Source organism: Hymenobacter aerilatus, assembly GCF_022921095.1.
Taxonomy (GTDB): domain Bacteria; phylum Bacteroidota; class Bacteroidia; order Cytophagales; family Hymenobacteraceae; genus Hymenobacter; species Hymenobacter aerilatus.
The window spans coordinates 2,903,989-2,930,289 of sequence record NZ_CP095053.1 but is presented as its reverse complement, the minus strand read 5'-3'; the positions used below and the strand labels follow the sequence as shown (position 1 = coordinate 2,930,289).

Genomic DNA, 26,301 nt, shown 5'->3' with positions numbered 1-26,301 from the left:
CCCATCAACCCATCAGCATATCAACTCATCAACAATATGACTGACCATCACGCCTACGTTATCGGTCTTGACTATGGCACCGACTCGGTCCGCGCCCTCCTCGTGAATGCCCACACCGGCGACGAGGTAGCCCAAGCCGTGCACTACTACCCTCGCTGGAAGCAGGGAGCCTACTGCAACCTCCAGAAAAACCAGTTTCGTCAGCACCCGCTCGATTATATCGAAGGGCTGGAGGCTACCGTGCGCCAAGTGGCGCAGCAGGTGCCGGCTGCGCAGATCAAGGGCATTGCCATTGATACCACCGGCTCTACTCCCGGCGCCGTGAATGAGCAGGGGGTAGCCCTGGCCCTCACACCCGGCTTCGAGGAGAATCCCAATGCCATGTTTGTGTTGTGGAAAGACCACACAGCGCTGGCCGAAGCCGCGGAAGTCAACGACAAAGCCCGCACCTGGGGTGGCCCCGACTACACGCAGTTTGAAGGCGGCATCTACTCCTCGGAGTGGTTTTGGGCCAAGATTGCCCACGTGGTGCGCGAAGACGAAGCCGTGGCCCAGGCCGCTTACTCCTGGATGGAGCATTGCGACTGGATGACGCTGCTGCTCACTGGGCAAGACCTGGCCACGTTCAAGCGCAGCCGTTGCGCCGCCGGCCATAAGGCCATGTGGCACGAGAGCTGGGGCGGCCTACCCTCCGAGGAGTTTCTGACACTGCTGGAGCCTAAGTTGGCTGGTTTGCGCAACCGATTGTTTGAGGAAACCTACACCGCCGATCAGGTAGCCGGCACGCTCTCCGCCGAGTGGGCCGAGCGTTTGGGCCTCACCACCGACACGGTAGTAGCCGTGGGCTCGTTCGATGCCCACGCAGGCGCCGTGGCCGGCGAGATTGAAGCCTACTCTATGGTGAAGGTAATGGGCACCAGCACCTGCGATATAGTGGTGGCGCCCATTGCCGAGGTAGGCGACAAACTAGTACAAGGCATTTGTGGCCAGGTAGATGGTTCCGTAATCCCCGGCATGCTGGGTCTGGAAGCCGGCCAATCGGCGTTTGGTGACCTGCTGGCGTGGTTCACGCAGATTATCGACTGGCCCCTACGCACTATGCTGCCCAAGTCCACGGTGATTTCGCCGGAGCAGCTACAGGCGTTGCGCGAGGAGCTGCGCGGCAACCTGATTGTGGAGTTGACCGCCGCCGCCGAGAAAATCGACCCCGAGGAGTCGGCTGTATTGGCGCTGGACTGGGTGAACGGCCGCCGCACGCCCGACGCCAACCAGGCCCTGAAAGGTGCCATTATGGGCCTGACCATGGGCTCGGGGGCACCGCAGGTATTCCGGGCACTGGTAGAAGCCATTTGCTATGGCTCCAAGCAGATTGTGGAACGTTTCGAGAGCGAAGGCATTGCCATCAAGCAAGTTATCGGTATTGGTGGCGTAGCCAAAAAATCGCGCTTTGCCATGCAGACGCTGGCTGACGTGCTCGACCGTCCCATCAAGATTGCTACCTCTGAGCAGGCGCCGGCCTTGGGTGCGGCCATGTACGCAGCCGTAGCCGCCGGTATTCACTCCGATGTACTCACGGCCCAGCGCGCTATGGGTAGCGGCTTTGCCGAAACCTACACGCCCCAGCCCGACCGCGTGGCCGATTACGCTGCCCGTTACAAAAAATACCAAGCCTTCGGAAAGTTCGTGGAAACGGCTACCCTGGGCGATAAACAGGCTGCGGAAGTGGCCGTTGCTACCGCATGAGTCAGTACCAAGACCTGAAGCAAACCTGCTACGACGCCAACATGCAGCTCCCAAAGCTGGGGTTGGTGCTCTTTACCTTTGGCAACGCCAGCGTGGTGGACCGCGAAAACCGGGTGTTTGCCATTAAGCCCAGCGGTGTACCCTACGACACGCTCCGGCCCGAGGATATTGTGATTGTCGACTTCGCCAACAAGATTGTGGAAGGGGAGAAGCGGCCGTCGTCGGACACCAAAACCCACGCCGTGCTCTATAGCCACTGGGAGCAGATTGGCGGCATTGTGCACACGCACTCCACCTACGCCACGGCCTGGGCGCAGGCGCAGCTGGACATCCCGGTGCTGGGTACCACCCATGCCGACCACCTCACTGCCGACGTGCCCTGCGCTCCGCCCATGGACGACACCATGATTGCCGGTGACTACGAGCACCAGACGGGCTGGCAGATCATCAATGAGTTTCAGCGGCGCGGCCTCACGCCCACGGAGGTAGAGATGGTACTGCTCAGCAACCACGCGCCCTTCACGTGGGGCAAAACCGTGGAAAAAGCTGTGTACAACAGCGCTGTGCTGGAAGAGGTGGCCCGCATGGCCTACCTCAGCAGCACCCTTCGCCCCGACGTACCCCGCCTGAAAGACTCCTTGATTAAGAAGCACTACGAGCGCAAGCACGGTGCAAATTCCTACTACGGCCAGAGCTAATAAATCAGAAGCTAAGTCTAGCTCCCCTCCTTTTTTAAGAAGGGGTAGGGGAGGGTAAAACTGTTAGAACGGAGCTAAAAACTAAAAACTAGCTCTAGCATCGTTCAACGACTTTACCACCCCGGCCTTCGGTCACCCCTCCTTAAAAAAGAAGGGGAGTTAGACTAGTCTCTAGCTCTAATTTCAGATTTCAACCTTTAAAAGCTATCAGCTAACCGCTGATAGCCAACAGCTAACTACAATGCTTGACCTCAAACAGTACGAAGCCTGGTTTATCACGGGCACGCAACACCTCTACGGTCCCGAAACCCTGGAAGAAGTAGCCGCCCACTCGCAGCAGATTGCTGCCGAGCTGAATACCAAGCTGCCCATCAAAATCGTCTTCAAACCCATCCTGAAGTCTACCGAGGAGATTTATCAGTTGGTGCAGGAGGCTAATGTAGCCGAAAACTGCGTGGGCCTGATTGCCTGGATGCATACGTTCTCGCCGGCCAAAATGTGGATCAACGGCCTGAAAATTCTGAAAAAGCCGCTGGCCCACCTGCACACGCAGTTCAACCGCGATATTCCATGGGGTGAGATTGACATGGACTTTATGAACACCAACCAGTCGGCGCACGGCGACCGGGAGTTTGGGTTCATCACGGCGCGCATGGGCGTGAAGCGCAAAGTAGTTGTGGGCCACTGGGAAGCCGAGGAAACGCAGCGCCAGCTGAGCGTGTGGAGCCGCGTAGCCTGTGCCTGGGCCGACTGGCAGGGCGCTGCTTTCGTGCGCTTCGGCGACAACATGCGCTACGTAGCCGTGACGGAAGGCGACAAGGTAGAGGCCGAAATCAAGTTTGGCTATTCCGTGAATACCTACGGCATCGGCGACCTGGTAGCGGTGGTAAACGCCGTAACCGACGCGCAAATTGACGAGCTGCTGACTACCTATGAGCGCGAATACGAGCTGGCTGATACGCTGAAAGAAGGCGGCAGCCAGCGCGAGAGCCTGCGCGAAGCGGCCAAGATTGAGGCTGGTATGCGCCAGTTTTTACAGGACAAAAAGGCGAAAGGCTTCACCGATACTTTCGAGGATTTGCACGGCATGGCTCAACTGCCCGGCATTGCTACCCAGCGCCTGATGGCCGAGGGCTACGGCTTCGGCGGCGAGGGCGACTGGAAGACCTCGGCTCTGGTGCGCGCCATGAAAGTGATGGGCGCTGGCCTACCCGGTGGTAACTCCTTTATGGAGGATTACACCTACCACTTCGCGCCCGGCAACAACCAGGTGCTGGGCTCGCACATGCTCGAAATCTGCCCATCTATTGCCGAAGGCAAGGTGCGCGCCGAGATTCACCCGCTGGGTATTGGCGGCAAAGCCGACCCCGTGCGCCTGGTGTTCAACTGCCCCGCCGGCGAAGGTCTGAACGCGACTATTGTGGACATGGGCAACCGCTTCCGCATGATTGTGAACGAAGTAGAAGCTGTGGCGCCCGAGCAGGAGCTGCCTAAGCTGCCTGTAGCCCGCGTGCTCTGGAAAGTGAAGCCCGATATGGCTACTGGCGTAGCTGCCTGGATTCTGGCCGGCGGCGCCCACCACACCGGTTTCAGCCAGAACCTGACGGTGGAATACCTAGAAGACTTTGCCGAAATGGCCGGTATCGAGTTCCTCGTAATCGATGCCGATACAAAATTGCGCAATTTCAAGAATGAATTACGCTATAATGAAGTAGCTTTCGGGGGGCGTTAGGCCCCCCGGCTTTCATTTTAGTTTCCTCCCCGTTTTTTCATCCGCATGCAGAACAGCTTTAACACGTTAGATTTATCCATCTTTCTGCTCTACATCGTGGGCATTGGGGCCTACGGCTTCTACGTCTACAAGAGCAAGCAGAAGGCCCAGATGACCACCCAGGACTACTTCCTGGCGGAAGGTTCGCTCACGTGGTGGGCTATTGGCGCGTCCATGATTGCTTCCAACATCTCGGCCGAGCAGTTCATCGGCATGTCGGGCAACGGGTTTCAGGTAGGGGTAGCCGTGGCAGCCTACGAATGGTTGGCGGCCATTACGCTGATTATCGTGGCCGTGTTCTTCATGCCGATTTACCTCAAGCAGAAGATTTATACCATGCCGCAGTTTCTGGAGCAGCGCTACAACGCTACCCTGAGTCTGATTATGAGTATCTTCTGGCTGTTTCTGTACGTGCTGGTGAACCTCACGTCCATCCTCTACCTCGGGGCGCTGGCCATCAGCAACTTGGTAGGCGGTGGCGAAAGCTTCCACCTGATTATGGTAGCGCTGGCCGTGTTTGCGGTAATCATCACGCTGGGCGGTATGAAGGTGGTAGGCTACACCGATGTAATTCAGGTAGGGGTGCTCATCATCGGTGGTCTGGCTACTACGTACCTGGCTCTCACGCTGGTAAGCGAGCGGTTTGGTCTGGGCAGCAGCGCCATTGCCGGTTTCAACGCCATGATGAACGATGCTGGTGACCACTTCCACATGATGTTTGATAAGCCCACGGCCGATACGCCGCAGGTGGAAATCAACAAGTACCTGATGCTGCCGGGCATTGCCATGTATGCGGCTGGCCAGTGGATTGTAAACCTCAACTACTGGGGTTGCAACCAGTACATCACCCAGCGCGCCCTAGGCGCCGACCTAAAAACGGCTCGTACCGGTATCCTGTTTGCCGGTATGCTGAAGCTCCTGATGCCTGTGATTGTGATGCTGCCTGGTATTGCCGCCTATGTGCTGCACAAAAATGGTGGCCTACAAGGTGAAATGGCCCCCGGTGGCAACTTCAACGCCGACAACGCCTACTCAGCCATTCTCACCTTCCTACCCAACGGCCTGAAAGGGCTGTCGCTAGCCGCCCTGACGGCAGCCATCGTGGCCTCGCTGGCTGGTAAGGCCAACTCCATCTCCACCATCTTTACGCTCGACATCTACAAGCGCTACCTCAAGCCCGAAGCCGACGAAAAGCAACTGGTATGGATTGGCCGTTTGACGGTGATGGCAGCTACCGCTTTAGCCATTGCCCTCACTTGGAAAGACTTGCTGGGCATTGGCGGTGAGGGTGGCTTCACCTACATCCAGAAGTATACTGGCTTTATCTCGCCCGGTATTGTGGCGGTGTTTGTGCTGGGTATGTTCTGGAAGCGTACTACCGCCCAGGCTGCTATTGCCGGGATGTTGTCGGGTTTCATTCTTTCGGTATTCTTCAACAACTACGCCGTAAGCGTATTTGGGCCCGAAACCATTCTGTACTCTGCTTTCCCCAACGGGCAAGGCGCCTACGAGATTCCCTTCCTGATTTGCATGGGACTTTCCTTCGCCTTCACGGCTGCCCTGATGATTGGTATGAGCCTGCTCGGACCGGCCATCAACCCCAAAGCCCTGCACCTGGACCGGAGCCTGTTCCGGGTTAGCCCCAGCATCATGACACTGATTGTCATCACCCTGTTGATGATTACAGCCCTATACGTCAAGTTCTGGTAAGTAGTAGAAACCGTTCGTGGTCAGCCAGTGGTAGTAACTCCGGCTGACCACGAACAATTTTACTTATCTTACTCCGCAGGAAGTCGAAGTTTCTGATTTTACCCTTTCGTTCGTATGACAACTATTCCCACTTACCCTCTTGCCCGGCTCACGCGGGCTGCACTCCTCGGCAGCCTTTTTTTAGCCAGTACCACACAATCGATTGCGCAAGCACCGGCTGCAATTACGGTGCAGGTAAACAAATCTGTTGCACCAGTCCCGAAGAATATGTTCGGGCTGTTTTTTGAAGACATCAACTTCGCGGCCGATGGCGGTTTGTACCCGGAATTGGTGAAAAATAAATCCTTTGAAACGGACGACCGGCTGATTGGCTGGCGAGCCATCAAGGGCGGCTCGGCCCTCACGGAATACATTGTACTCTCCGAGCAGCCCATCAGCAAATCCAACACGCACTACCTGCGCCTGACGTCCCGCACCAACAGCCCCGACGCTGGCCTGACCAACGAAGGCTTCCGGGGAATGGGGGTGAAGCAGGGCGAAAACTATAACTTTTCGATCTACGCCCGGCGCGGCCCCGGCAGCATCAGCGGCCTGACCGTGACGCTGGAAGACGAGAAGGGCAATACCTTGGCCCAAACCAAGGTAGGCGGCCTCACCAACGAATGGAAGCAGTACACCGCTGTGCTGCGTTCCAGCGCTACCAGCGGCAAAGCACACCTGAAAATGACGGTAGAGGGCACCGGCACGGTTGACCTGGACGTGATGTCGCTGTTTCCGCAGGACACCTGGATGAAGCGCCCCAACGGCCTGCGCACCGATCTGGTGCAGCTGCTGAAGGACATGAAACCTGGCTTCCTGCGCTTCCCCGGCGGTTGCATTGTGGAGGGCCGTACGCTGGCTCAGCGCTACCAGTGGAAGGAAACCATTGGCGACCTGAACTCCCGCGCCTCGCTGATCAACCGCTGGAACACCGAGTTTGCCCACCGCTACACGCCCGACTATTACCAGTCGTTTGGGCTGGGCTTCTTTGAGTATTTCCAACTGGCCGAAGACCTGGGCGCCGAGCCCTTACCCATCCTCAACATTGGCATGGCCTGCCAGTTCAACTCGGCCGAGCAAGCGCCCCTAAGCGCTACCACCCCCGGCGGCCCCAGCGCCGTGGCTACTGGCGCCGAAGCCCACAACCACGCCGACGACATCAGCCTGGAGACGTTTATCCAGGACGCGCTGGACCTGGTGGAGTTTGCCAATGGCCCCGTAACCAGCCCTTGGGGCGCCAAGCGCGCCGCGATGGGCCACCCGGCGCCCTTCAATCTTAAGATGATTGGGGCCGGCAACGAGCAATGGGGACCCCAGTACATAGAGCGGTACAAGCCCTTTGCGAAGGCGCTGAAAGCAAAGTACCCCAACATTGAGCTGATAGCCAGCTCTGGCCCCGATCCGGGGGATGAGCGGTTTAAATACGCCACGGAACAGTTCCGGGAGCTGAAAGCCGATTTCATCGACGAGCACTACTACTCCAAGCCGGAGTGGTTCCGGGAAAACGTGGGCCGCTACGACGACTACCCCCGCAACGGCCCCAAGATTTTTGCTGGCGAGTATGCCGCGCATCCTGCCACCCCGGTTAGCCCGCGCGACAAAAACACTTGGGAAGCAGCCATTTCGGAAGCGGCCTTTATGACGGGGCTGGAGCGCAATGGCGACGTAGTGAAAATGGCTTCTTACGCACCTCTATTCGCCAACGTAGACGCCTGGCAGTGGGGCCCCGACCTGATTTGGTTTGATAATCTGAACGCCTACGGCTCGCCTAGCTACTACGTGCAAAAGCTGTTTAGCCTCAACAAAGGCACAACTATCCTGCCTGTGCAGCTACCCGGAAACGCCAAGAACGGCGCCAACAATCTGTTTGTGAGTGCCGTAGCCGACGACCCCGCCGGCGACGTAGTGGTGAAGCTCATCAACTACTCCACCTCGGCCCGCCCCGTGACCCTAAACCTGGCCGGTGCCAAGAAGGTAGGCAAAACGGGAAAGGCTATGGTGATGGCCACCAACGATTTGCAAACGCAAAATAGCCTGAATGAGCCCACGAAGCTGGCACCCAAGGAAGAGACCTTCCAAGTGAAATCGGGTAGCGCAGTGAGCTACACACTGGCGCCCAATTCCTTCACGGTGTTGCGCATTCCTGGTAAAAAATAGTAGGGTAGGGCCAGTGTAACGCACTGGCCCTCTTTGTTTTTAGGCGCAGGGCGCGCGCCTATTGGCTTGCTCTGCCTATTGCTGCTACATTACCGATTTTGTTTTCTACTCCGTACCCGTCTTGATGCTACATTCCACCAAACGACTACTAACTGCTTTGCTGCTCACCAGCAGCGCCGCTTTCGCCCAGAAAGCGCCTGTTGCCGATTTTCACGCGTGGGCGCCTACCCCGCCCATGGGCTGGAATAGCTGGGACTGTTACGGCCCTACCGTGACGGAAACCGAGGTGAAGGCCAACGCCGATTACATGGCCCAGCACCTCAAAAGCAGTGGCTGGGAGTACGTGGTGGTAGACATACGCTGGTATGTGAGCAACGATAAAGCGCACGGCTATAACGAGAAAGACCCCGATTTCAACATCGACCAATACGGGCGGTTTGTGCCGGCCGTGAACCGGTTTCCGTCGGCGGCGGGTGGCAAGGGCTTCAAGCCGCTGGGCGACTATCTGCATGCCAAGGGGCTGAAATTTGGAATTCACATCATGCGGGGCGTGCCGGTGGTGGCCGTGCAACGTAAGCTCGCCATCCTGGGTAGTAAGGCTACGGCTGCCGACATCTACTCCAAGGAGGGCCAAGCCGCGTGGTTGCATGATATGTACACGGTGGTAGCCGGCCGGCCCGGTGCGCAGGAGTACTACGACTCGCTGTTTAAGCTCTACGCTAGCTGGGGGCTGGATTTTGTGAAGATAGATGACCTGTCGGAGCCCTACCACGCGCCGGAAATCGAGATGATTCGGCGGGCTATTGACAAGTCGGGTAGGAAGATTGTGCTGAGCATGTCGCCGGGCGAAACGCCCCTTGCCAACGCCAAGCACGCCCAGCAGCACGCCAACATGTGGCGCACCGTGGGCGACTTCTGGGACAGCTGGGAGCAGCTGAAGGAGCACTTTGAGGTGTGCAACCGCTGGAATCCCTACCGCCAGCCCGGCGCCTGGCCCGATGCTGACATGCTACCGATGGGCCGCCTGGGCATTCGGGCCGAGCGCGGCGACGACCGCATGACGCGTTTCACCCGCGACGAACAGTACACGCTGATGACGCTGTGGAGCATCTTCCGCTCCCCGCTGATGTTTGGCGGCGACCTGCCCAGCAACGACCCCTTCACGCTGTCGCTGCTGACCAACAAAGCAGTGCTGAACGTGCTGAACACCAGTACCAACAACCGTCAGCTGTTCCGTCGCAACGACCTGGTAGCCTGGACTGCCGACGACCCCAAAACCGGTGCGAAGTACTTGGCTGTGTTCAACGCCCAGGACCAGGAACTACTGCCGCCCAGCGCCGCCGCGTGGAATAGTGGGACTATCAGTCGCCAAACGCCCGGCCAGAGCAAGGCGCTGGACGTAGATCTGAAAGGCGCCCGCACCCTCTACCTTAATGTGCGCGATGGGGGTGATGGTAGCGCCTGGGACCACGCTAATTGGCTGGCGCCTATCCTTACCGGCAACGGCAAATCGGTGGACCTAACTACTGTGCCGTGGAAGGCAGCTTCGGCGGGGTGGGGCAAAACCACCGTTGGGAAGAGCGTATCGGGTGGGGAATTGAAGGTAGGGGGCAAGACCTACGCGCACGGCATCGGAACGCACGCTAATTCCATCATTGAATACGAAGTACCGGCCGGCATGACGCGCCTGACGGGCAGCGTGGGGCTCGACCAAGCTGGCGCTGTGCAGAACACGGGCGGTACCATGCAGTTTCTGGTGTTTACCCAAAGTCCCTACCAGCCCGCCCCCGCCGACTCGGCGCAGGTGCGGGTGTCGCTGCGCGAGTTGGGCCTCACGGGCACTTGCACCGTGCGTGACTTGTGGTCGGGGCAGGAACTGGCACCGGTGACGGGCGAGTTTGCGCCGTACGTGCGGCGGCATGGCGCCAAGCTGTATCGAATTGCAAAGAAGTAACCAACGCATTCTGCACTATGTCTACCCTAACTGCGGCCAGGAAAAAGGACCATCTGATTGCTTGAGAAATTACTACACTAACCTGGTTCTTTCAACTGCTGGCTAAAGACAAGAACGCCACTAAACAGAAACGCCTGGCCACGTTGGCTAGGCGTTTTTATTTGCAGTTAGGTAAGCATATCTTATAGATATGCAATGAGTTAGATGTTGTAGTTGAAGGCAGCGAGGAAACTGGTCAGTGGTTAGGCTCCGAACACCCATGCGCGGTAGAATCGATGGAAGGTTGCTATTTTAGGGCATGAAACGAATGGTCTTGAGGAGAAGATGGTGGCACTGCATCGTAGTTGGGTTGAGTTGCCTGTTTGCGACCATAACCAACGCCGCACCGACGCCGCACTACGTCATCGGTTTCTCCCAGTGCACCATGAACGATGCGTGGCGGCAGGCCATGCTGGCGGGCATGTACAAAGAACTAGCGTTCTACCCCAATGTGGAGTTTCGTCTTAAGGATGCCCACGATAATAGTGCGCTGCAACAGCGTCAGCTGCGGGCTTTTCTGCGAGAAAAGGTAGATCTACTGATTGTATCGGCCAACGAAGCGGAGCCCATTACGCCGCTGGTAGAAGAAGCATTCAACCGCGGTATACCCGTAGTGATTCTGGACCGGCGCACCACATCCCGGCTGTATACCGCCTATGTGGGGGGCAACAACCACGAGGTAGGCCAAACGGCCGGGCGCTACATTGGCAGCCTACTACGCGGGCGGGGTAGCGTACTGGAAGTGCTAGGCGCAGAGGGCTCTTCGCCGGCCCACGACCGGCACCAGGGGCTGCTACAGGGCCTAACTGCTTTCCCGGGAGTGCGGGTGGTAGGGCAGGTGCAAGGCGACTGGAAGCGGCCATCGGTACTACGGGCACTGCCGGCTGCGCTACGCGCGCATCCTGAGGTGCAGCTCATCTTTGCCCACAACGACCGCATGGCACTCGGCGCGTACCAGGTGTGCAAGCAGCTCGGAATAGACAAGAAAGTGCACGTGATAGGCGTAGATGGCCTGAGCGGCCCGCAGGGTGGCCTGCAGCTGGTGCAGGACAGCATTCTAACGGCTACGCTCCTGTATTCGCCGGGCGGCGAAGAAGCTATTCGGACGGCGATGAAAATCCTGCGCAACGAGCCGTACGACAAAGAAAACATGCTCAGCACCATGGTCATCGACTCGACCAACGTGCTCACAATGAAGATGCAGACGGAGAAGCTGGCCAGTCAGCAGCGGGATATTCAGCGGCAGCAGGAGTTGCTGGAAACTCAGCGCCACATTTACACCACCCAGCAACGCGGGTTATACATTCTGGGCGCGGCTTTGTTGGGGGCAGCTGGGTTGGGGCTACTAGTATGGCGCGCACTGCGGGCCAACCGGCGCATTACGCGGGTGCTGGCCCAGCAAAATGAGGAAATCCGCTCGCAGCGCAACCGCATTCAAGAGCTGGCCGAACAGGCGCGGGTGGAAACGGAAGCCAAACTGCGCTTCTTCACCAATTTCTCGCACGAGCTGCGCACACCCCTCACGCTGATGTTGGGTCCGCTGGAGGAGGTACTAACGGACGGGCCGCCTCTGGCTCCTACGCAGCGGCACGAATTGAGCCTGGTGCGCCGCAACGCCCAACGGTTGCTTCAATTGGTGAACCAGCTCATGGATTTCCGCAAGATTGACGTGGGCAAAATGCCCGTGCGCGCCACCGAGGGCAACCTCGTCGCGTTTGTGCGCGAAATCATGGATATGTTTGAGAAAACGGCCCGGCAGCGAGGTATTAGCCTGCGCTTTTTGCCCGCCGAGCCCGCTGTGTGGTTGTGGTTCGACGTGAATATTTTAGACAAAGTGTTCTTCAATTTGCTGGCCAACGCCCTGAAATTCACCCCCGAGAAAGGGCAAGTCACGGTGAGCATAGAACCCGTGCCGGCCACCGGGCAGGTGCGCGTGAGCGTAGAAGACACAGGGCCTGGCATTAGCGCACAGGATCAGGCGCATATTTTTGAGTGGTTTTACCAAGGGCAGGCGCCCGGCAGCAAAGGCTCGGGCATGGGGTTGGCGCTGGCGTTGGGCCTCACGCGACTGCACCAAGGCGAGCTTACGTTTCGGAGTCAGCCGGGGCAGGGTAGTACGTTCGTTGTCACCCTACCCCTTGCGCTACCCGAGGGCCTGCGTGCGGCGGTACCTGTGTCGATGCCCGTGGCCGCTTCGTTCACGCTGGATGAGGAGCTGGCCGATACACTACCGGATGCCGCCTTTGCCACCGGCGACAACAGTGCGGCGCTGGTGCTGGTGATAGAAGACAACCCCGACGTGAATGCGTTTCTGGCTCGCAAGCTGCGGCCACATTTTCAGGTGCAAACGGCGCTGGATGGCGTTGGCGGTCTGCGCATCGCGGCCGATACCATTCCCGATGTGGTGGTATGCGACGTGATGCTACCCGACCAGAGTGGCCTGGAGGTGGTACAGCAGTTGAAAAGCGACTGGCGCACGTCCCACATTCCGGTGGTGCTGCTCACAGCCCGCTCGGCGCCCGAGCAACAGGTGGAAGGGGTGCAAGCCGGCGCCGACCTCTACCTGACCAAGCCCTTTCACCCTACTTTCTTGCTGGAAAGCTTGCGCACATTGCTCACCAACCGCCAGCGCCAGCGCGAGCATTTCCGACGGGAGCTAAGCACCAATACGGCCACCGTAGCGCCTCAGCAGCGGGTAGACCAAAAGTTCCTGGCCGACCTCACCGCCATTGTGGAAGCCAACCTGGCTCGCCCTGAGTTGAGCGTAGACGATGTGGCCCAGAGTCTGGGGCTTTCGCGGGTGCAGCTCTACCGCAAAGTGAAGGCTGTACTGGGTACGGGAGTAAGTGATTTTATCCAAAGTCTGCGCCTGACGAAAAGCCGGCAACTGCTGCTAGAAGAAGGGCTCACTATTGCGGAAGTAGCCTATCAACTCGGCTTTTCTTCGCCGGCCTATTTCTCTACCAGCTTCAAGGGCCGCTACCAAATGTCGCCCTCCGAGTTTCGGGCCTTGCACAGCACGCCCAGCACCTGATCTAAAAACGAAAGACAGGTCTAAAAATTGAAAGTCGTACTTGGTGTTGCAAACGATTTCTAAATGTAAAGTACTGATAGATAGGAATGTAATTTTTGAAACACGATTGATTCAGATTTGAATGTTTTTGAATCAATCGTGTAAGACGACGAGGGGAGGATACGGGAATTTTGGGTCGTGAAGCCGCTATAGCCGTTGGATCTGTTTGCGCACCGCTCTGCCTACTGAAACGTTTGCACGTGGGGTAGCTTGGCAAGTCAGCCAGACGACAGGAAACAGGTAGCAGCTTCCAGTACACAGCTTTCTCACCTCTTTCTTTTCGTAACTATGTACAAAAGCGTACTCCTAACGCGGCGGCTGAGCCTGCTTACGCTGCTGGCTGCAGCGCCTCTCTTGGCAGTGCCGGGCAGGACGGCAGCAGCCCTGCCTACCGCCCCCGCCAGCGTGCGGGCCGACATTCAAATTACAGGCCAGGTAAACGACGAAAAGGGCGAGGGCCTACCCGGCGTGACGGTGGTAGTGAAGGGCACCACCAATGGCGCCTCCACCGACAGTGAAGGCCGCTTTACGCTAACCGTACCTGCATCTGCCACGCTCGTGATTTCGTCGCTGGGGTATGTGCCGCAGGAGGTAGCAGTGGCCGGCAAAACCAGCCTCACCATTCAGCTGGTGCCAGCTACCCAGAACCTGTCTGAGGTGGTGGTGACGGGCTACCAAACCCAAAAACGGGCCGACCTGACGGGCGCCGTGGCGGTGGTGAAGCCCGAGGAAATCAAGGAAATGACCTCCAACAACGTGGTCAATAACCTGCAGGGTAGGGTGCCGGGCGTGCAAATCACCGCCGATGGCTCGCCGAGCGGCAACCGGACGGCTGTGCGCATCCGGGGCTTTGGCACGCTGGGCAACAACGACCCACTCTACGTGATTGACGGCATCCCAACCAAGGAGGGTATCAACCAGCTTAACCAAAACGATATTGAGTCGATTCAGGTGCTGAAAGATGCGTCGGCGGCCAGTATCTACGGCTCGCGCGCCGGCAACGGGGTGATTATCATCACTACCAAGAAGGCAAAAAAGGGCGTTACGCGGGTAGATTTCTCCACGTTCTTTTCGGCGCAGCGGCCGGGGCCGCACATTCAGATGCTGAATACCCGAGACTACGGTCGCATCTACTGGCAAGCGGCCATCAACGATGGCACTACACCCAACATTCCATTCTACAGCTTCCAGTCGCGCCTGGGGCCCGATGGCCGGCCGGTGCTCGACAATGTAACGGTGCCGGAGTTTCTGGACGCCGACCGCACTCAGCGCACCGCCGATACCGACTGGTTCAAGGAAACCCAGCAAACGGCCCTGGTGCAGCAGTACAACGTGAATGTGAGCAATGGGGGCGAGCATGGCGGCATGCTGTTGTCGCTGAACTACTACAAGAACTCGGGTACGCTGAAATACACCGGCGCCGACCGGTGGACCACCCGCCTCAACTCCGACTATTCATTGCTGGGGAATCACCTGAAAATCGGGGAAAATCTGACTGTGAGCAAGTTGGAAGAAACCCAATTTGATCTGAATCTGGTGCGTGACCGGAGCAGCCAGCTACTCAACATAGTGCCCGTGCGCACCGTGGATGGGGTAGGGTGGGGCGGCCCCGTCAACGGCATCGGCGACCGGGACAACCCCGTGCGCCTGCTGACCGACAACCGGCAGAACCGCTCCAACATCTACCGCGTTTTTGGCAACGCCTTCGCCGATGCCGAAATCATCAAAGGCTTACATCTGCGCACCAGCTTCGGCATCGATTACTCACTGTATAAGTACAAGGAGCTGTACAAAACTTTCCGGGCCGGCTACCTATCCAACGAAAACAACCGCGTAACCAACAACGAAAGTACGTATGGTAACTGGGTGTGGCAGAACACGTTGAACTACGACTTGGCACTGGGTGGCGACAAGCATGCGCTAAGCTTCTTGCTAGGCAACGAGCGTATCAGCTACACCAACGAGAGCTTTTACGCCTCGCGCACCAACTTCGCCAGCGAAGACCCCAACTACATTGTGCTCGACGCGGGCTCGGCCAACAAGGACAACGGCGGCTCAGCTACGGCCTATCGCCTGGCCTCGTATTTTGCCAAAATCAACTATTCCTTCATGGACCGGTACCTGCTCTCGGGTACCATCCGCCGCGACGGTTCTTCCCGCTTCGGGGCCGACAACCAGTTTGGGGTGTTTCCGGCCGTATCGGGCGGGTGGCGCCTGAGCGAGGAGAACTTCGTGAAAAACAACGTGAACGTACTGTCGGACCTGAAGCTGCGCGCCGGCTGGGGGCAGACTGGCAATCAGGAAATTGCCAACTTCGCTTCGCGCGCTGTTTATCAGTCGAGCCTGGGCACGCTGGACCCCAACTTTGCCTATGATATTGGCACGGCCTACGACATCTACGGCAACGACACCAACCTGCCCTCGGGCTACCGGCGCGTGCAGCAGGCCAACCCCAACCTGAAATGGGAAACCACCACGCAGACCAACGTGGGGCTGGACGTGGGCTTCTTCCAAAACAGGCTCACAGGCTCTGCCGATTACTTCGTGAAGAACAGCACCGATATTCTGGTGAACTTGCCCTACCTAGGGGTAGTAGGCGAGGGGGGCGACAAGTTCGTGAACGGTGCATCTATTAAAAACTCGGGCTGGGAGTTTCTGCTGGCCTACCAAAATGCACTGAGCAACGGGTTGACATTCAATATATCGGGTAATCTGTCGACGTACCGCAACCGGCTCACCTACCTCCCCGACGAGGTGATTAATGCCTACGGCGGCAACGGGCAGGACGTAACGCGCTTGGGCCATTCTATCAACGCGGTGTATGGCTACGTGGCCGATGGGTTGTACCAAAATACCGCAGAGGTAGGCGAAGGCCCTACCCAGGTAGGGGCCGCGCCCGGCCGTATCCGCTACCGCGACCTGAATGGGGACGGCAAGGTGGACAACTTCGACCAGACCTGGATTACAGAGGCCATTCCGGACTTTGCGTACGGTCTGAACCTGGGGGCTGCCTGGAAAGGCTTCGATGTGCAAGTGTTCTTGCAGGGCGTGCAAGGATTATATGCCTACAACAACTCCAAGTTCCGCACCGATTTCTCGTCGCTGGCGTCCGGCGAAAACTGGGGACAACGCCTGCTCGATGCGTGGTCGCCTACCAATACCGGCTCTTCTATCCCGGCACCTACCCTGGTAAACTCCAACAACGAGGGCCGGGCTTCCACTTACTTCGTCGAAAACGCCTCTTACCTGAAGCTGCGCAACGTGCAGGTAGGGTACAATTTGCCTACGGAGCTGGTTAGCAAGCTCCGCCTCCAGAACGTGCGCATCTACGTGCAGGGGCAAAACTTCCTGATTGCCAAGAGCAAGCAATTCACTGGGCCCGACCCCGAAGTGACCAACTACCAGTACCCAATTCCGCGGGTGTTCACCACGGGCCTCAACGTTTCCTTCTAACCGCTACGCTAGCTAACCTTTCTTATGAAACTCCTCAAAACCAGCCTGCTGGCCGGCTTGCTGCTGGCGTGCGCGGTGAGCTGCGACGATAAAAAATTCCTCGACGTCGACCCAACCGGCGCACTCAGCGACAATCAATTGAATACAGTTGAAAACGCTGACAAACAAGTAATTGCCGCCTACGCGCAGCTTGGCAACGATATTTACTATGTGCCCTACACCTCCATGTGGCCCTACGGCAACGTGCGCGGCGGCGACGCCTACAAAGGCGGCGGGGGCACAGCCGACGTAGACGCGTTTCACTTCTACGAAACCTTCACTTTCAACCGCGTTGATCTAAGCAATACCGACGAGTTCTGGTACCGCATGTACCTGAGTATTTCGCGCTGTAACGACGCGCTGCGCCGCCTCAATACCTTGGATGTCAGTGCTATGCCCAATAAGGCAGTGCGTCAGGGTGAAATGCGTTTCCTGCGCGGGCACTTCTACTTCCTGCTCAAGGAGATGTTTAAGTACGTGCCCTACATCGACGAGGAACTACCGGTAGATCAGTACCCGACGGTGTCGAACGTGGCCCTAAGCAATGATGCGCTGTGGGGCAAGATTGCCGAGGATTTCCGCTTTGCGGCAGCCAACCTACCCGACACCCAGCCCGAAATTGGGCGGGCTACCAAGCCGGCAGCGCAGGCCTATCTAGCCAAAACGCTGCTCTACCAGGCCTACACGCAAAATGAAAGCAATGCCGTAACGAGCATCGATGCGGCCAAGCTGACGGAAGTGGTTTCGCTGTGCGATGCCGTCATCAGCTCCGGCAAGTACTCCCTGCACCCCGATTTTGCCACTAACTTCCTGACGGTAGGGGACAATGGTGTAGAATCAGTATTTGCCATTCAGTTTTCGCGCAACGATGGTACGCCCAAAGGACGCACCCAGCGGGGCAACGAGCTGAACTACCCCATGAACCCGGAGTACGGCTGCTGCTCGTTTCATTCCCCTAGCCAAAACCTGATCAACTCGTTTAAGACGGATGCCAACGGCCTGCCGCGCTTCACCGATTTCAACACGTCGGGCGACCTGGTAACGGCTGCCGATTTTCTGAGCACCACCGTTGACCCGCGCCTCGACCACACGGTGGCTATTGTAGGGCACCCGTTCAAGTACGACCCCAACTTCGTTTTTCAGCAGTCGTGGGTGCGCGTGCCGCAGGTGTACGGCTACAACCTCTCGATGAAGGAAAGTGTGCTGCCCACCGACCCCAGCTTTCAGAAAACGCCGCCGTTCATGAATTCGTCGAAGAACTGGGCCATCATTCGCTACGCCGACGTGTTGCTGTGGAAAGCCGAAGCGCTGATTGAGCTGAACCGGCCGACTGACGCCCTACCCCTCATCAATCAGATTCGGCAGCGGGCTCAGAATAGCACTAGTCGCCTGAAGCAGGCCAACGGCGCTGCCACCTCCAACTACAAAATAGCCCTGTATCCTACCGCTGGCTTCACGCAGGCGTACGCCCGCGAAGCCCTGCGTTTTGAGCGGCGCTTGGAGTTTGCCATGGAGGGTTTCCGGTTTTTTGATCTGGTGCGCTGGGGAGTGGCGGCCAATACGCTAAATACCTACTTCGCCAAGGAAAAGAATCTGCGCCAGTACCTGTCTACTGCCCGGTTCACGCCCGGCCGCGACGAGTACATGCCGATTCCGCTGAATCAAATCAACTACAGCAAGGGGCTGTACAAGCAGAACGCGGGGTGGTAAACCGTGTGCTCCACGAGCGTAGGAAAATCAATAGACACACTAGTAAAAGGCGAGCGGCGTGCCCGGTCGTCATTCCTTGACGAATGAAAAAGAACGTTTTTTTCTGGTCGGTAGTGGTTGCGCTGGGCGGCCTGCTGTTCGGCTTCGATACGGCCGTTATTTCTGGCGCCGAAAAATCGGTGCAGGCGTTGTGGCAGCTAAGCGCATACCAGCACGGCCTCACCATGTCTATCGCCCTAATCGGCACGGTCATCGGCGCCATATTTGGATCCGTGCCCAGCGACCGACTGGGGCGCCGCACTACGCTGAGTTGGATTGCCGTGCTCTACCTGGTATCGGCAGTAGGCGCAGCGTTGTCGCCGGCCTGGGTACCCTTCATGGTCTTCCGCTTTTTGGGCGGGCTGGGGGTAGGGGCCTCGTCGGTAACGGCGCCGCTCTACATCTCAGAGGTGTCGCCACCGGCTTCGCGGGGACGCATGGTGGGCATGTTTCAATTCAACGTGGTATTGGGTATTCTGCTGGCCTTCCTCTCCAACTACCTGCTGGCGGGGGTAGGCGGCGAGCAGGATTGGCGCTGGATGCTGGGGGTACAGGCCGTGCCGGCACTGGCCTTCTTCCTGCTGCTGTTCCGCATTCCCGAAAGCCCCCGCTGGCTGATACGCCACGACCGGCCCGATGAGGCGCGGGCTGTATTTGAGCGCATCGACCCGGCCACCGCGGAGGAAAACGTATCGGCTATCCTGGTAGCCAACGCAACCGACCAAGGCTCTGATGAATCGTTGTGGGCACGGCCCTACCGTCGGCCCGTTATCTTGGCGATGCTCTTCGCGGCATTCAACCAGCTGTCGGGTATCAATGCCATCATTTACTACGCCCCACGCATATTCGAGATGACGGGCCGTGGCGAGTCGGCGGCGCTGCTGTCGTCGGCGGGCGTTGGGTTGGTCAACTTCTGCTTCACCCTGTTGGCCGTCAACGTCATCGACCGGTTTGGCCGGCGCCGGCTGATGCTAGTTGGCTCGCTGGGGCTCATCCTCACGCTGGGGCTGGTGGCGCGGGCCTTCTACAGCCAGGAGTTTGGCGCCGTGCCCCTGCTGCTATTCGCCTATATCGCCTTTTTTGCTTTCTCGCAGGGGGCCGTCATCTGGGTATTTATTTCCGAGATTTTCCCCTCGGCGGTGCGGGCCAAGGGACAAGCCCTGGGAAGCTCTACGCACTGGGTGCTGGCAGCAGCCATCACGTTTATTTTTCCGGCCCTAGCCGATAAGCTGGGCGGCGGCAACACCTTCGCGTTCTTCGGGGTCATGATGGTATTGCAACTGCTGTACGTTTGGAAATTAATGCCCGAAACCAAGGGCAAAACGTTGGAGGACGCCGATAAAATACTGGTATTGCACTAAGCAGCCCGGCGGGCATTTCTTACTGTGCCAAGCGACCAGCGGGACACTCGTATCCATCACCAAAACCTTTCTACTTTGCCTACTTCTGTTATTTGCTTCGGAGAAGTACTTTGGGACATTTTGCCTACCGGCCAGCAGCCGGGTGGGGCACCTTTCAACGTGGCGGTGCACCTGCACCAGCTGGGACAACCCGTGCAGCTCATCAGCCGCGTCGGCGACGACGAGCTGGGCCGGGAGCTGCTGGCGTTTATCGAGTCGAAAGGCCTGAGCACTAGCTACGTGCAGCAAGGCCATACCCACCTGACGGGGGTAGTGAAAGCCAACGTAGACGACGCCCACGAGGTGGTCTACAAGATTGTGCAGCCCGTGGCCTGGGACTACATTCAGTACGAGCCGGAGCTGGCCAGCCTGGTGGCCGGGGCCGATATGCTGGTCTACGGCAGCCTGGCCGCCCGCCAGGAGGGTAGCCGCGACACGCTGTACCGCCTGCTCGAAAAGGCCCGTTTCCGGGTGTTCGACGTTAATCTGCGTCCCCCGCATTACACCAAAGAAACCACGCTGCAACTGCTCAGCAAAGCCAACCTAGTGAAGCTGAACCACCACGAACTAGTCGAAGTGATGCAGTGGCTAGGGCAGGAAGCCCGGCAAGACCGCGCCGATGCCATGCAATGGCTAGCTATGCACTACCAATTGCAGGCCGTGTGCGTGACCTGTGGCGCCGAAGGGGCCCTGCTTTACACCGGCGGCCAGCACTACCAGGCCCCCGGCCTACCCATCACGGTGCGTGACACCATTGGGAGCGGCGACGCCTTCTTAGCCGCGCTGCTGAAAGGCTGGCTAGCTGGCGACGAGCCAGCGGCTATGCTGCGCTTTGCCTGCGCCGCTGGGGCGCTGGTGGCTACCCACCAGGGCGCTACCCCCGCCATTGGGGCGGCCGATGTAGAGGCTTTGCTGAAATCTCGCTCGGCGTAGTTTTTCTGTTCCCACCCACTTTTCTTACCTGCTTATGAAATACTCGCTCTTTCTGCTGCTGGCTCTCGCTGGCCTGGCGGCGTGCAGCTCCGACGCCAACACCACAACCAACGCCGACACCGCTTCGGCCACGCCGCCGGCAGACTCTGCCGCCGTGCCGCCTGCTACTCCGCAGTACCGCCCGGCCTACCATTTCACGCCCGCCGCGCACTGGATGAACGACCCTAACGGCATGGTGTATTACCAAGGCACCTACCACCTGTTTTTCCAGCACTACCCCAAAGGCATGACCTGGGGCCCCATGCACTGGGGCCACGCCACCAGCCCCGACATGGTGCGCTGGCAGGAGCAGCCCATTGCCCTCTACCCCGATAGCTTGGGTTACATCTTCTCGGGCTCGGCCGTGGTGGATGCCAACAATACGGCCGGCTTCGGCAAGAACGCCATGGTGGCCATCTTCACCCATCACGACCCCAAGGGCGAAAAAGCCGGCACCAACACCTACCAAAATCAAAGCCTTGCCTACAGCCTCGATGGAGGTAAAACCTGGGAGAAATACGCCCAAAATCCGGTGTTGAAAAACCCCGGCATCAAGGACTTCCGCGACCCGAAGGTGAGCTGGCACGAAGCCACGAAGCAGTGGGTGATGACCCTGGCTACCCTGGACCGCATCACGTTCTACGCCTCGCCCAATCTGAAAGACTGGACCAAGCTCAGCGAGTTTGGCGAGAAGCTAGGGGCCCACGGTGGCGTGTGGGAGTGCCCCGATTTATTTCCACTCACGCTCAACGGCAAAACCCACTGGGTGCTCATCGTCAATCTGAACCCCGGCGGACCCAACGGCGGCTCGGCTACGCAATACTTTGTGGGTCAGTTTGATGGCAAGACGTTTACGCCCCTCAACGACAAAACCAAATGGGCTGACTACGGCCCCGATGAGTACGCCGGTGTAACGTGGGACAATACTGGCAACCGCCGCCTGTTTATGGGCTGGATGAGCAACTGGGAATACGCCAACGAAGTGCCTACCTCGCCCTGGCGCAGCGCCATGACCATCCCGCGCGAGCTTGGCCTACGCCAAGAAAACGGCGAAGTCTACCTCACCTCGCAGCCCGCCGCCGAGCTACGCAACATAGCTGGCCAGGCCACTACCCTACAAAACGTAACGGCCAAAGAGCCCATCGACCTCACGGCGCGCCTTGGTAGCGCTACTGCCAAGCGCAAGCTCACACTCAATACCCAGCAGCTGCAGGATTTTGAGCTGGTACTAGGCAACGCGGCCGGCGAAGAACTGGTACTGGGCTACGATAAAACGGCCAAGCAGTATTTCATCGACCGCAGTAAGGCAGGCAAGAATAGTTTTAGCGCCAAGTTCAAGGGTAGGGCCACGGCCCCGCGCCTGAGCACGGCCGCCGGCACTGAGCTGACGCTATACTTTGATGCGGCCTCGGTAGAGCTGTTCGCTGATAACGGCCTGACGGTGATGACTAGCATTTTCTTCCCTACCCAGCCGCTTACTACCGCTAAGCTACGCTCGGCGTCGGGAATCACGTTTCAGCAACTTAGCAGCACACCACTGACTACTAAAGCTGCCGGTGAAGCGCCTACCGTTGGCGCGCGGTAAATGATCTAAATAGAGGTGCATAACTGAGCGCACAATCGTTCTTAAGAGGGCCTCACCCCCGACCCCCTCTCCGAAAAGGGAGAGGGGAGCCGAGAGGGAACTATGCCTGTTGAACGACACTCAACACTTAACATTTTGTCGCTCAGCTCCCCCTCTCCCTTTTCGGAGAGGGGGCCGGGGGGGAGGCGCTCCGGTCGCGCCGTGTAATAGTCTCGTACAGCAAAAGGCCCTTTCTTCTACTAGAAGAAAGGGCCTTTTGCTATGATGCTCTACTTCGCCGGCTGCACGCCTTCCGAAGTCATCTGCACGCGCTTGAGCGTACCGTCCTTGTTGTAATAGAGGTAGTCGATGCAGACGGAGCGGTGGTAGCTGCTGCCGCCAGTGTTGATGCCGCCGTTGTGGTAGATGAAGTAGGATTTACCCTTGAAGTCGATGATAGCCTGGTGGTTGGTGTTGGAGTTGCCGGCTACTTCGTTCAAGATGCCCTTGTACTCCCACGGCCCGGTTAGGCTGCGGCTCATGGCGTAGGCAATTTTCTCGGGGAAGCCGGTGGCGTAGCTCAGGTAGTACCACCCGTTGTGCTCATGCACCCAGGGCGCCTCCGTAAACTGCGGCACCTCAATGGTCTGAATGGGGCCGTCCAGCTCCGTCATGTTAGGCTTGAGCTTGGCGTAGCGGCACACCGTATTGCCCCAAAACAGGTAGGCCTGGCCTTTTTTGTCAATAAATACGGAAGGGTCGATGTCGTCCCAAGAGATTTTGCTCTCCGTCATGTTGTTGGCAATCAGCGCCGAGCCGCGGGCATCTTTGAAGGGCCCCAGCGGACTATCGGCTACGGCCACTCCAATGGCCTTGCCCGGAATGGTGCCGTGCTCCACGGCCGCATACCAGTAGTACTTGCCGTTGCGCTCAATCACCTGCGAGGCCCAGGCATCATCCTTGGCCCAGGCAAACTCCTTCACGTTTAGCGGCGAGGGATGCTCCTTCCAGGTTACCATATCAGTAGAGGAGTAGCACAGCCACTCGTGCATCACGTAGCGCTCCTGCCGGGGTGGGGCTTCGTCGTGGCCGGTGTAGAGGTACACGGTGTTGCCCTGCACCAGCGCGGCCGGGTCGGCGGTATATTTGTCGAGGATGATGGGGTTGCTGCCGGGCTGGCGCGTGGGTAGGGTAGTTGTGATAGGAGTCTGCGCCAAGGCGCTGGTAGCGGCCAGCAGCAGTGGTAGGAAGGTAAGTTTCATGCGGTTGTTTTGAGACGGTTCTTACTTCAGCTCCAGCACCACCACCGATTTGGGGGGGAGGGCCACGGTCAGGTTGCCGCCTTTTTTCTTGGCGCCCTTAAACTCGGCCAGCTTGAGGTTGTTGGGCTTCTCAAACGTGTTGTAGTCGCTCACGCTATTTGAAGTCAGAATGCGGCCCGACACGTTTTTCCAGCTCACACCGGGTAGGGCAGTTTCCAGGTTGATGGTTTTCTTGGTGTCGAGGTTCACCAGCGAAATGTGCACTGCCCCGTTCTTGTCCTTGGAGGCCGAAGCGTTCAGGGCCGGAATTTTCTCGCTGCCCATCACATAGTCGGGGCTCTTGAAATCGAGGGGCATATACTGTGCATCCTGGTGTACCTGGTACAGGTCGAAGACGTGGTAGGTAGGCGTGAGCAGCATCTTTTCCTTATCCGTCAGTATCAGGGCCTGCAGCACGTTCACGGCCTGGGCCAGGTTGGCGCCCTTCACCCGGTCGCAGTGATTGTTGAAGATGTTGAGGGTAGTGCCTGCCAGCAGCGCGTCGCGCAAGGTATTTTGTTGGTATAGGAAACCGGGGTTGGTGCCGGGCTCCACGTCGGTCCAGATGCCCCACTCGTCTACCAGCAGCGCCACGCGCTTTTCCTTGTCGTACTTGTCCATAATGGCCGCATGCTTGGTCACAATGGCGTCCATCTGCAACCCATTGCGCATAGTGTTGAAGTACTGCTGTTCATCAAAACCTGTAGCCGCGCCCTTGCTACCCGTCCAGCTGCCGGTGGGTAGGGTATAGTAGTGCAGCGTAAGGCCCCACATCATGTTGCGAGGAATTTTCTTCATGCACACCTCCGTCCAGTTGGCATCGTCGCCGTTGGCACCGCTCACAATCTTCTTCAGCTTGGTGCCGGGGTAGTCGTGCGCGAAGGTGGCGTAGCGCTTGTACACGTCGGCGTAGTACTCGGGCGTCATGTTGCCGCCGCAGCCCCAGCTTTCGTTGCCGATTCCCCACCAGCTCACCTTATATGGGTCGGCGTGGCCGTTCTTTTTGCGCTCCTGCACCATGGGCGTGTCCTCGTCGGAGTTGAGGTACTCCATCCAGTTGCTCATTTCCTGCACGGTGCCGCTGCCCACGTTGGCAGCCAGGTAGGGCTCAGTGCCCAGCATATCGCACAGCTCCAGAAACTCGTGCGTGCCAAAGCTGTTGTCTTCCAGGGTATTACCCCACCACAGGTTCAGCATCTTGGGTCGCTGGGCGGCAGGGCCTACTCCATCGTGCCAATGATAGGTGTCGGCGAAGCAGCCACCGGGCCAGCGTAGGTTGGGCACGTGGATTTTCTGCAACGCCTCCACAATATCCATCCGAATCCGGCCTTTTTTGGGCACGTTCAGGTCCTTATCTACCCAGAATCCGCCGTAGACATTGCGGCCCAGGTGTTCGGCAAACTGCCCCTGAATATGCTTGCTGACAATGAGTTTGGGGTCGCCGGGTTGCACGGTCATCTGCACAGTTTGAGCAGAAGCAGAAAGTGCAGTTAGTTGAATGCCAGCGGCTAACCATAGGTGTTTATAGCGCATGTGGTGGGTTGGTGATGGTAAGGATGATGCGTTGCGAGCTTTCAGGCAATACTCGTAACTCGCCAAAGGTAGAATGATTTTGTAACTACGCAATCGATTGTGTAAAAAACAACCAGGTAGCCGGTTGTTACTTAGCACTGACCACTGGCCAGCCGGCTGCGTCCCAGCGCAACGGTTCTAGCCGCAGCTTCGAGCGTCCACGGTCCGCGGCATCATAGCCGTGAAAGATGAGATAATCAGTGCCGTCGAAGGTAGCTACTGCGTTGTGTCCTACACCGTTCCAATTTTTGTCGCCTTCCAGTACCAACGTGCCGCCGCCCTGGTCGAGGCGGGCGCCGGTGCGGTCGAGGTAGGGGCCCCGCACGTCTTCGGCTCGTCCTACCATCATCTTGTAGGTACTCTGCGGACCGCGGCAGCAATAGTCAAACGAAGTAAACAGGTAGTAATATTTGCCTTTCTTGAAGATAAACGGTGCCTCAATGGCGCCGTCGCCGGGTAGGGAGTCATTCAGCTTGGGGTCGCGGGGGCGGTGCGCAATAGTGCGCCACTGCTGCGGCTCGGCAGGACCCGTGAGGTCGGGGCGCAACTGCACCAGCTTAATACCATCCCAGAAAGAGCCAAACGTCAGCCACGGCGTGCCGGCTGCGTCGCGCACCAGATTGGGGTCGATGGCGTTCCACATATCCCTACCCGGCACCGATTGCACCACTAGCCCGTGGTCCACCCATTTGAAATCGGGTGAGGTAGGGTCCAGCGTTTTGTTGGTGGCCAGCCCTATGGCCGAAGTGTTCTTCCCGAAGGCTGATACCGAGTAAAATAGGCTATACTGCCCATTGGCAAACGAAATATCAGGCGCCCAGATGTGGTTTTTGAAACCCGGAATGGCCTTTACTGCCCATGCGGGTGCTGTGGCAAACACCGGCTTCTGCGGTTGCCAGTGCTGCCGGTCTTTCGACGTCCATACGGCAATGCCTGGCCCGGTGCAGAACATGTAATAGGTGCCGTTTTGCTGAATCATCACCGGGTCGTGGGCCGGAATGAGGGGCGTTTGGGCTCTCAGCTGATAGCCCAGCAATATAAACAGCCAGAGTAACTGCCTTTTCATA

The 26,301-nt window shown here is 58.2% G+C and carries 15 protein-coding genes; 12 read left to right on the top strand and 3 right to left on the bottom strand.

Translation table 11 applies throughout. From position 1 onward, the window contains the following. Nucleotides 1-36: 36 nt before the first annotated feature. From MUN82_RS12225 to MUN82_RS12170, 12 genes are all read left to right on the top strand, one after another. Nucleotides 37-1,743 (top strand): ribulokinase, encoded by a 1,707-nt coding sequence (locus MUN82_RS12225; protein WP_245097564.1) that lies wholly within the window; start codon nucleotides 37-39, stop codon nucleotides 1,741-1,743. Beyond that, a complete protein-coding gene (locus MUN82_RS12220) occupies nucleotides 1,740-2,441 on the top strand; it encodes an L-ribulose-5-phosphate 4-epimerase (RefSeq protein WP_245090727.1) in 702 nt (233 codons plus the stop codon). Before MUN82_RS12225 ends, MUN82_RS12220 begins: the two co-directional genes overlap by 4 nt. A gap of 241 nt (nucleotides 2,442-2,682) precedes the next feature. After that, nucleotides 2,683-4,173, top strand: a complete 1,491-nt coding sequence (araA, locus tag MUN82_RS12215) for an L-arabinose isomerase (RefSeq protein WP_245090723.1) — start codon at nucleotides 2,683-2,685, stop codon at nucleotides 4,171-4,173. A gap of 45 nt (nucleotides 4,174-4,218) precedes the next feature. Beyond that, nucleotides 4,219-5,922: a sodium:solute symporter family transporter gene (locus tag MUN82_RS12210; protein ID WP_245090721.1), complete on the top strand. Its 1,704-nt coding sequence runs from the start codon at nucleotides 4,219-4,221 to the stop codon at nucleotides 5,920-5,922. Nucleotides 5,923-6,036: 114 nt separating this feature from the next. Continuing rightward, nucleotides 6,037-8,118 (top strand): alpha-L-arabinofuranosidase family protein, encoded by a 2,082-nt coding sequence (locus tag MUN82_RS12205; RefSeq protein ID WP_245090719.1) that lies wholly within the window; start codon nucleotides 6,037-6,039, stop codon nucleotides 8,116-8,118. Nucleotides 8,119-8,242: 124 nt separating this feature from the next. Continuing rightward, nucleotides 8,243-10,072, top strand: a complete 1,830-nt coding sequence (locus MUN82_RS12200) for a beta-L-arabinopyranosidase (protein ID WP_245090717.1) — start codon at nucleotides 8,243-8,245, stop codon at nucleotides 10,070-10,072. Between the two features lie 298 nt (nucleotides 10,073-10,370). Further along, the gene (locus tag MUN82_RS12195; RefSeq protein ID WP_245090715.1) at nucleotides 10,371-13,145 is read left to right on the top strand and encodes a hybrid sensor histidine kinase/response regulator transcription factor; all 2,775 of its coding nucleotides are present in this window, start codon (nucleotides 10,371-10,373) and stop codon (nucleotides 13,143-13,145) included. Nucleotides 13,146-13,472: 327 nt separating this feature from the next. Continuing rightward, entirely contained in the window at nucleotides 13,473-16,637 is a 3,165-nt protein-coding gene (locus MUN82_RS12190; protein WP_245090713.1) for a SusC/RagA family TonB-linked outer membrane protein, read from the top strand. A gap of 24 nt (nucleotides 16,638-16,661) precedes the next feature. Then, nucleotides 16,662-18,386 (top strand): RagB/SusD family nutrient uptake outer membrane protein, encoded by a 1,725-nt coding sequence (locus MUN82_RS12185; RefSeq protein ID WP_245090710.1) that lies wholly within the window; start codon nucleotides 16,662-16,664, stop codon nucleotides 18,384-18,386. Nucleotides 18,387-18,469: 83 nt separating this feature from the next. Beyond that, a complete protein-coding gene (locus MUN82_RS12180) occupies nucleotides 18,470-19,786 on the top strand; it encodes a sugar porter family MFS transporter (RefSeq protein WP_245090708.1) in 1,317 nt (438 codons plus the stop codon). 75 nt (nucleotides 19,787-19,861) lie between these two features. Continuing rightward, on the top strand, nucleotides 19,862-20,758 hold the full coding sequence (locus MUN82_RS12175; RefSeq protein WP_245090706.1) for a carbohydrate kinase family protein: 897 nt from the start codon (nucleotides 19,862-19,864) through the stop codon (nucleotides 20,756-20,758). Nucleotides 20,759-20,792: 34 nt separating this feature from the next. Next, nucleotides 20,793-22,382 carry a glycoside hydrolase family 32 protein gene (locus MUN82_RS12170; protein WP_245090703.1) on the top strand — a complete coding sequence of 530 codons (1,590 nt, stop codon included), beginning with the start codon at nucleotides 20,793-20,795 and terminating at the stop codon, nucleotides 22,380-22,382. Nucleotides 22,383-22,651: 269 nt separating this feature from the next. Here the strand turns inward: MUN82_RS12170 and MUN82_RS12165 are convergent, their stop codons facing one another. The 3 genes from MUN82_RS12165 to MUN82_RS12155 all read right to left on the bottom strand — a co-directional run bounded on the left by MUN82_RS12165 (nucleotide 22,652) and on the right by MUN82_RS12155 (nucleotide 26,300). Beyond that, entirely contained in the window at nucleotides 22,652-23,623 is a 972-nt protein-coding gene (locus MUN82_RS12165; RefSeq protein ID WP_245090701.1) for a glycoside hydrolase family 43 protein, read from the bottom strand. Between the two features lie 21 nt (nucleotides 23,624-23,644). Then, nucleotides 23,645-25,195 (bottom strand): alpha-N-arabinofuranosidase, encoded by a 1,551-nt coding sequence (locus MUN82_RS12160; protein WP_311136398.1) that lies wholly within the window; start codon nucleotides 25,193-25,195, stop codon nucleotides 23,645-23,647. A 127-nt stretch (nucleotides 25,196-25,322) separates the two neighbouring features. After that, nucleotides 25,323-26,300, bottom strand: coding sequence for an arabinan endo-1,5-alpha-L-arabinosidase (locus MUN82_RS12155; RefSeq protein WP_245090698.1), 978 nt, complete (start codon nucleotides 26,298-26,300; stop codon nucleotides 25,323-25,325). Nucleotide 26,301: the final 1 nt, after the last annotated feature.

What these genes read in the sequence shown, in the direction of transcription:
- MUN82_RS12225 (WP_245097564.1), top strand. Translation starts at nt 37, where the DNA reads ATGACTGACCATCACGCCTACGTTATCGGTCTTGACTATGGCACCGAC.
- MUN82_RS12220 (WP_245090727.1), top strand. Translation starts at nt 1,740, where the DNA reads ATGAGTCAGTACCAAGACCTGAAGCAAACCTGCTACGACGCCAACATG.
- araA (WP_245090723.1), top strand. Translation starts at nt 2,683, where the DNA reads ATGCTTGACCTCAAACAGTACGAAGCCTGGTTTATCACGGGCACGCAA.
- MUN82_RS12210 (WP_245090721.1), top strand. Translation starts at nt 4,219, where the DNA reads ATGCAGAACAGCTTTAACACGTTAGATTTATCCATCTTTCTGCTCTAC.
- MUN82_RS12205 (WP_245090719.1), top strand. Translation starts at nt 6,037, where the DNA reads ATGACAACTATTCCCACTTACCCTCTTGCCCGGCTCACGCGGGCTGCA.
- MUN82_RS12200 (WP_245090717.1), top strand. Translation starts at nt 8,243, where the DNA reads ATGCTACATTCCACCAAACGACTACTAACTGCTTTGCTGCTCACCAGC.
- MUN82_RS12195 (WP_245090715.1), top strand. Translation starts at nt 10,371, where the DNA reads ATGAAACGAATGGTCTTGAGGAGAAGATGGTGGCACTGCATCGTAGTT.
- MUN82_RS12190 (WP_245090713.1), top strand. Translation starts at nt 13,473, where the DNA reads ATGTACAAAAGCGTACTCCTAACGCGGCGGCTGAGCCTGCTTACGCTG.
- MUN82_RS12185 (WP_245090710.1), top strand. Translation starts at nt 16,662, where the DNA reads ATGAAACTCCTCAAAACCAGCCTGCTGGCCGGCTTGCTGCTGGCGTGC.
- MUN82_RS12180 (WP_245090708.1), top strand. Translation starts at nt 18,470, where the DNA reads ATGAAAAAGAACGTTTTTTTCTGGTCGGTAGTGGTTGCGCTGGGCGGC.
- MUN82_RS12170 (WP_245090703.1), top strand. Translation starts at nt 20,793, where the DNA reads ATGAAATACTCGCTCTTTCTGCTGCTGGCTCTCGCTGGCCTGGCGGCG.
- MUN82_RS12165 (WP_245090701.1), bottom strand. Translation starts at nt 23,623, where the DNA reads ATGAAACTTACCTTCCTACCACTGCTGCTGGCCGCTACCAGCGCCTTG.
- MUN82_RS12160 (WP_311136398.1), bottom strand. Translation starts at nt 25,195, where the DNA reads ATGCGCTATAAACACCTATGGTTAGCCGCTGGCATTCAACTAACTGCA.
- MUN82_RS12155 (WP_245090698.1), bottom strand. Translation starts at nt 26,300, where the DNA reads ATGAAAAGGCAGTTACTCTGGCTGTTTATATTGCTGGGCTATCAGCTG.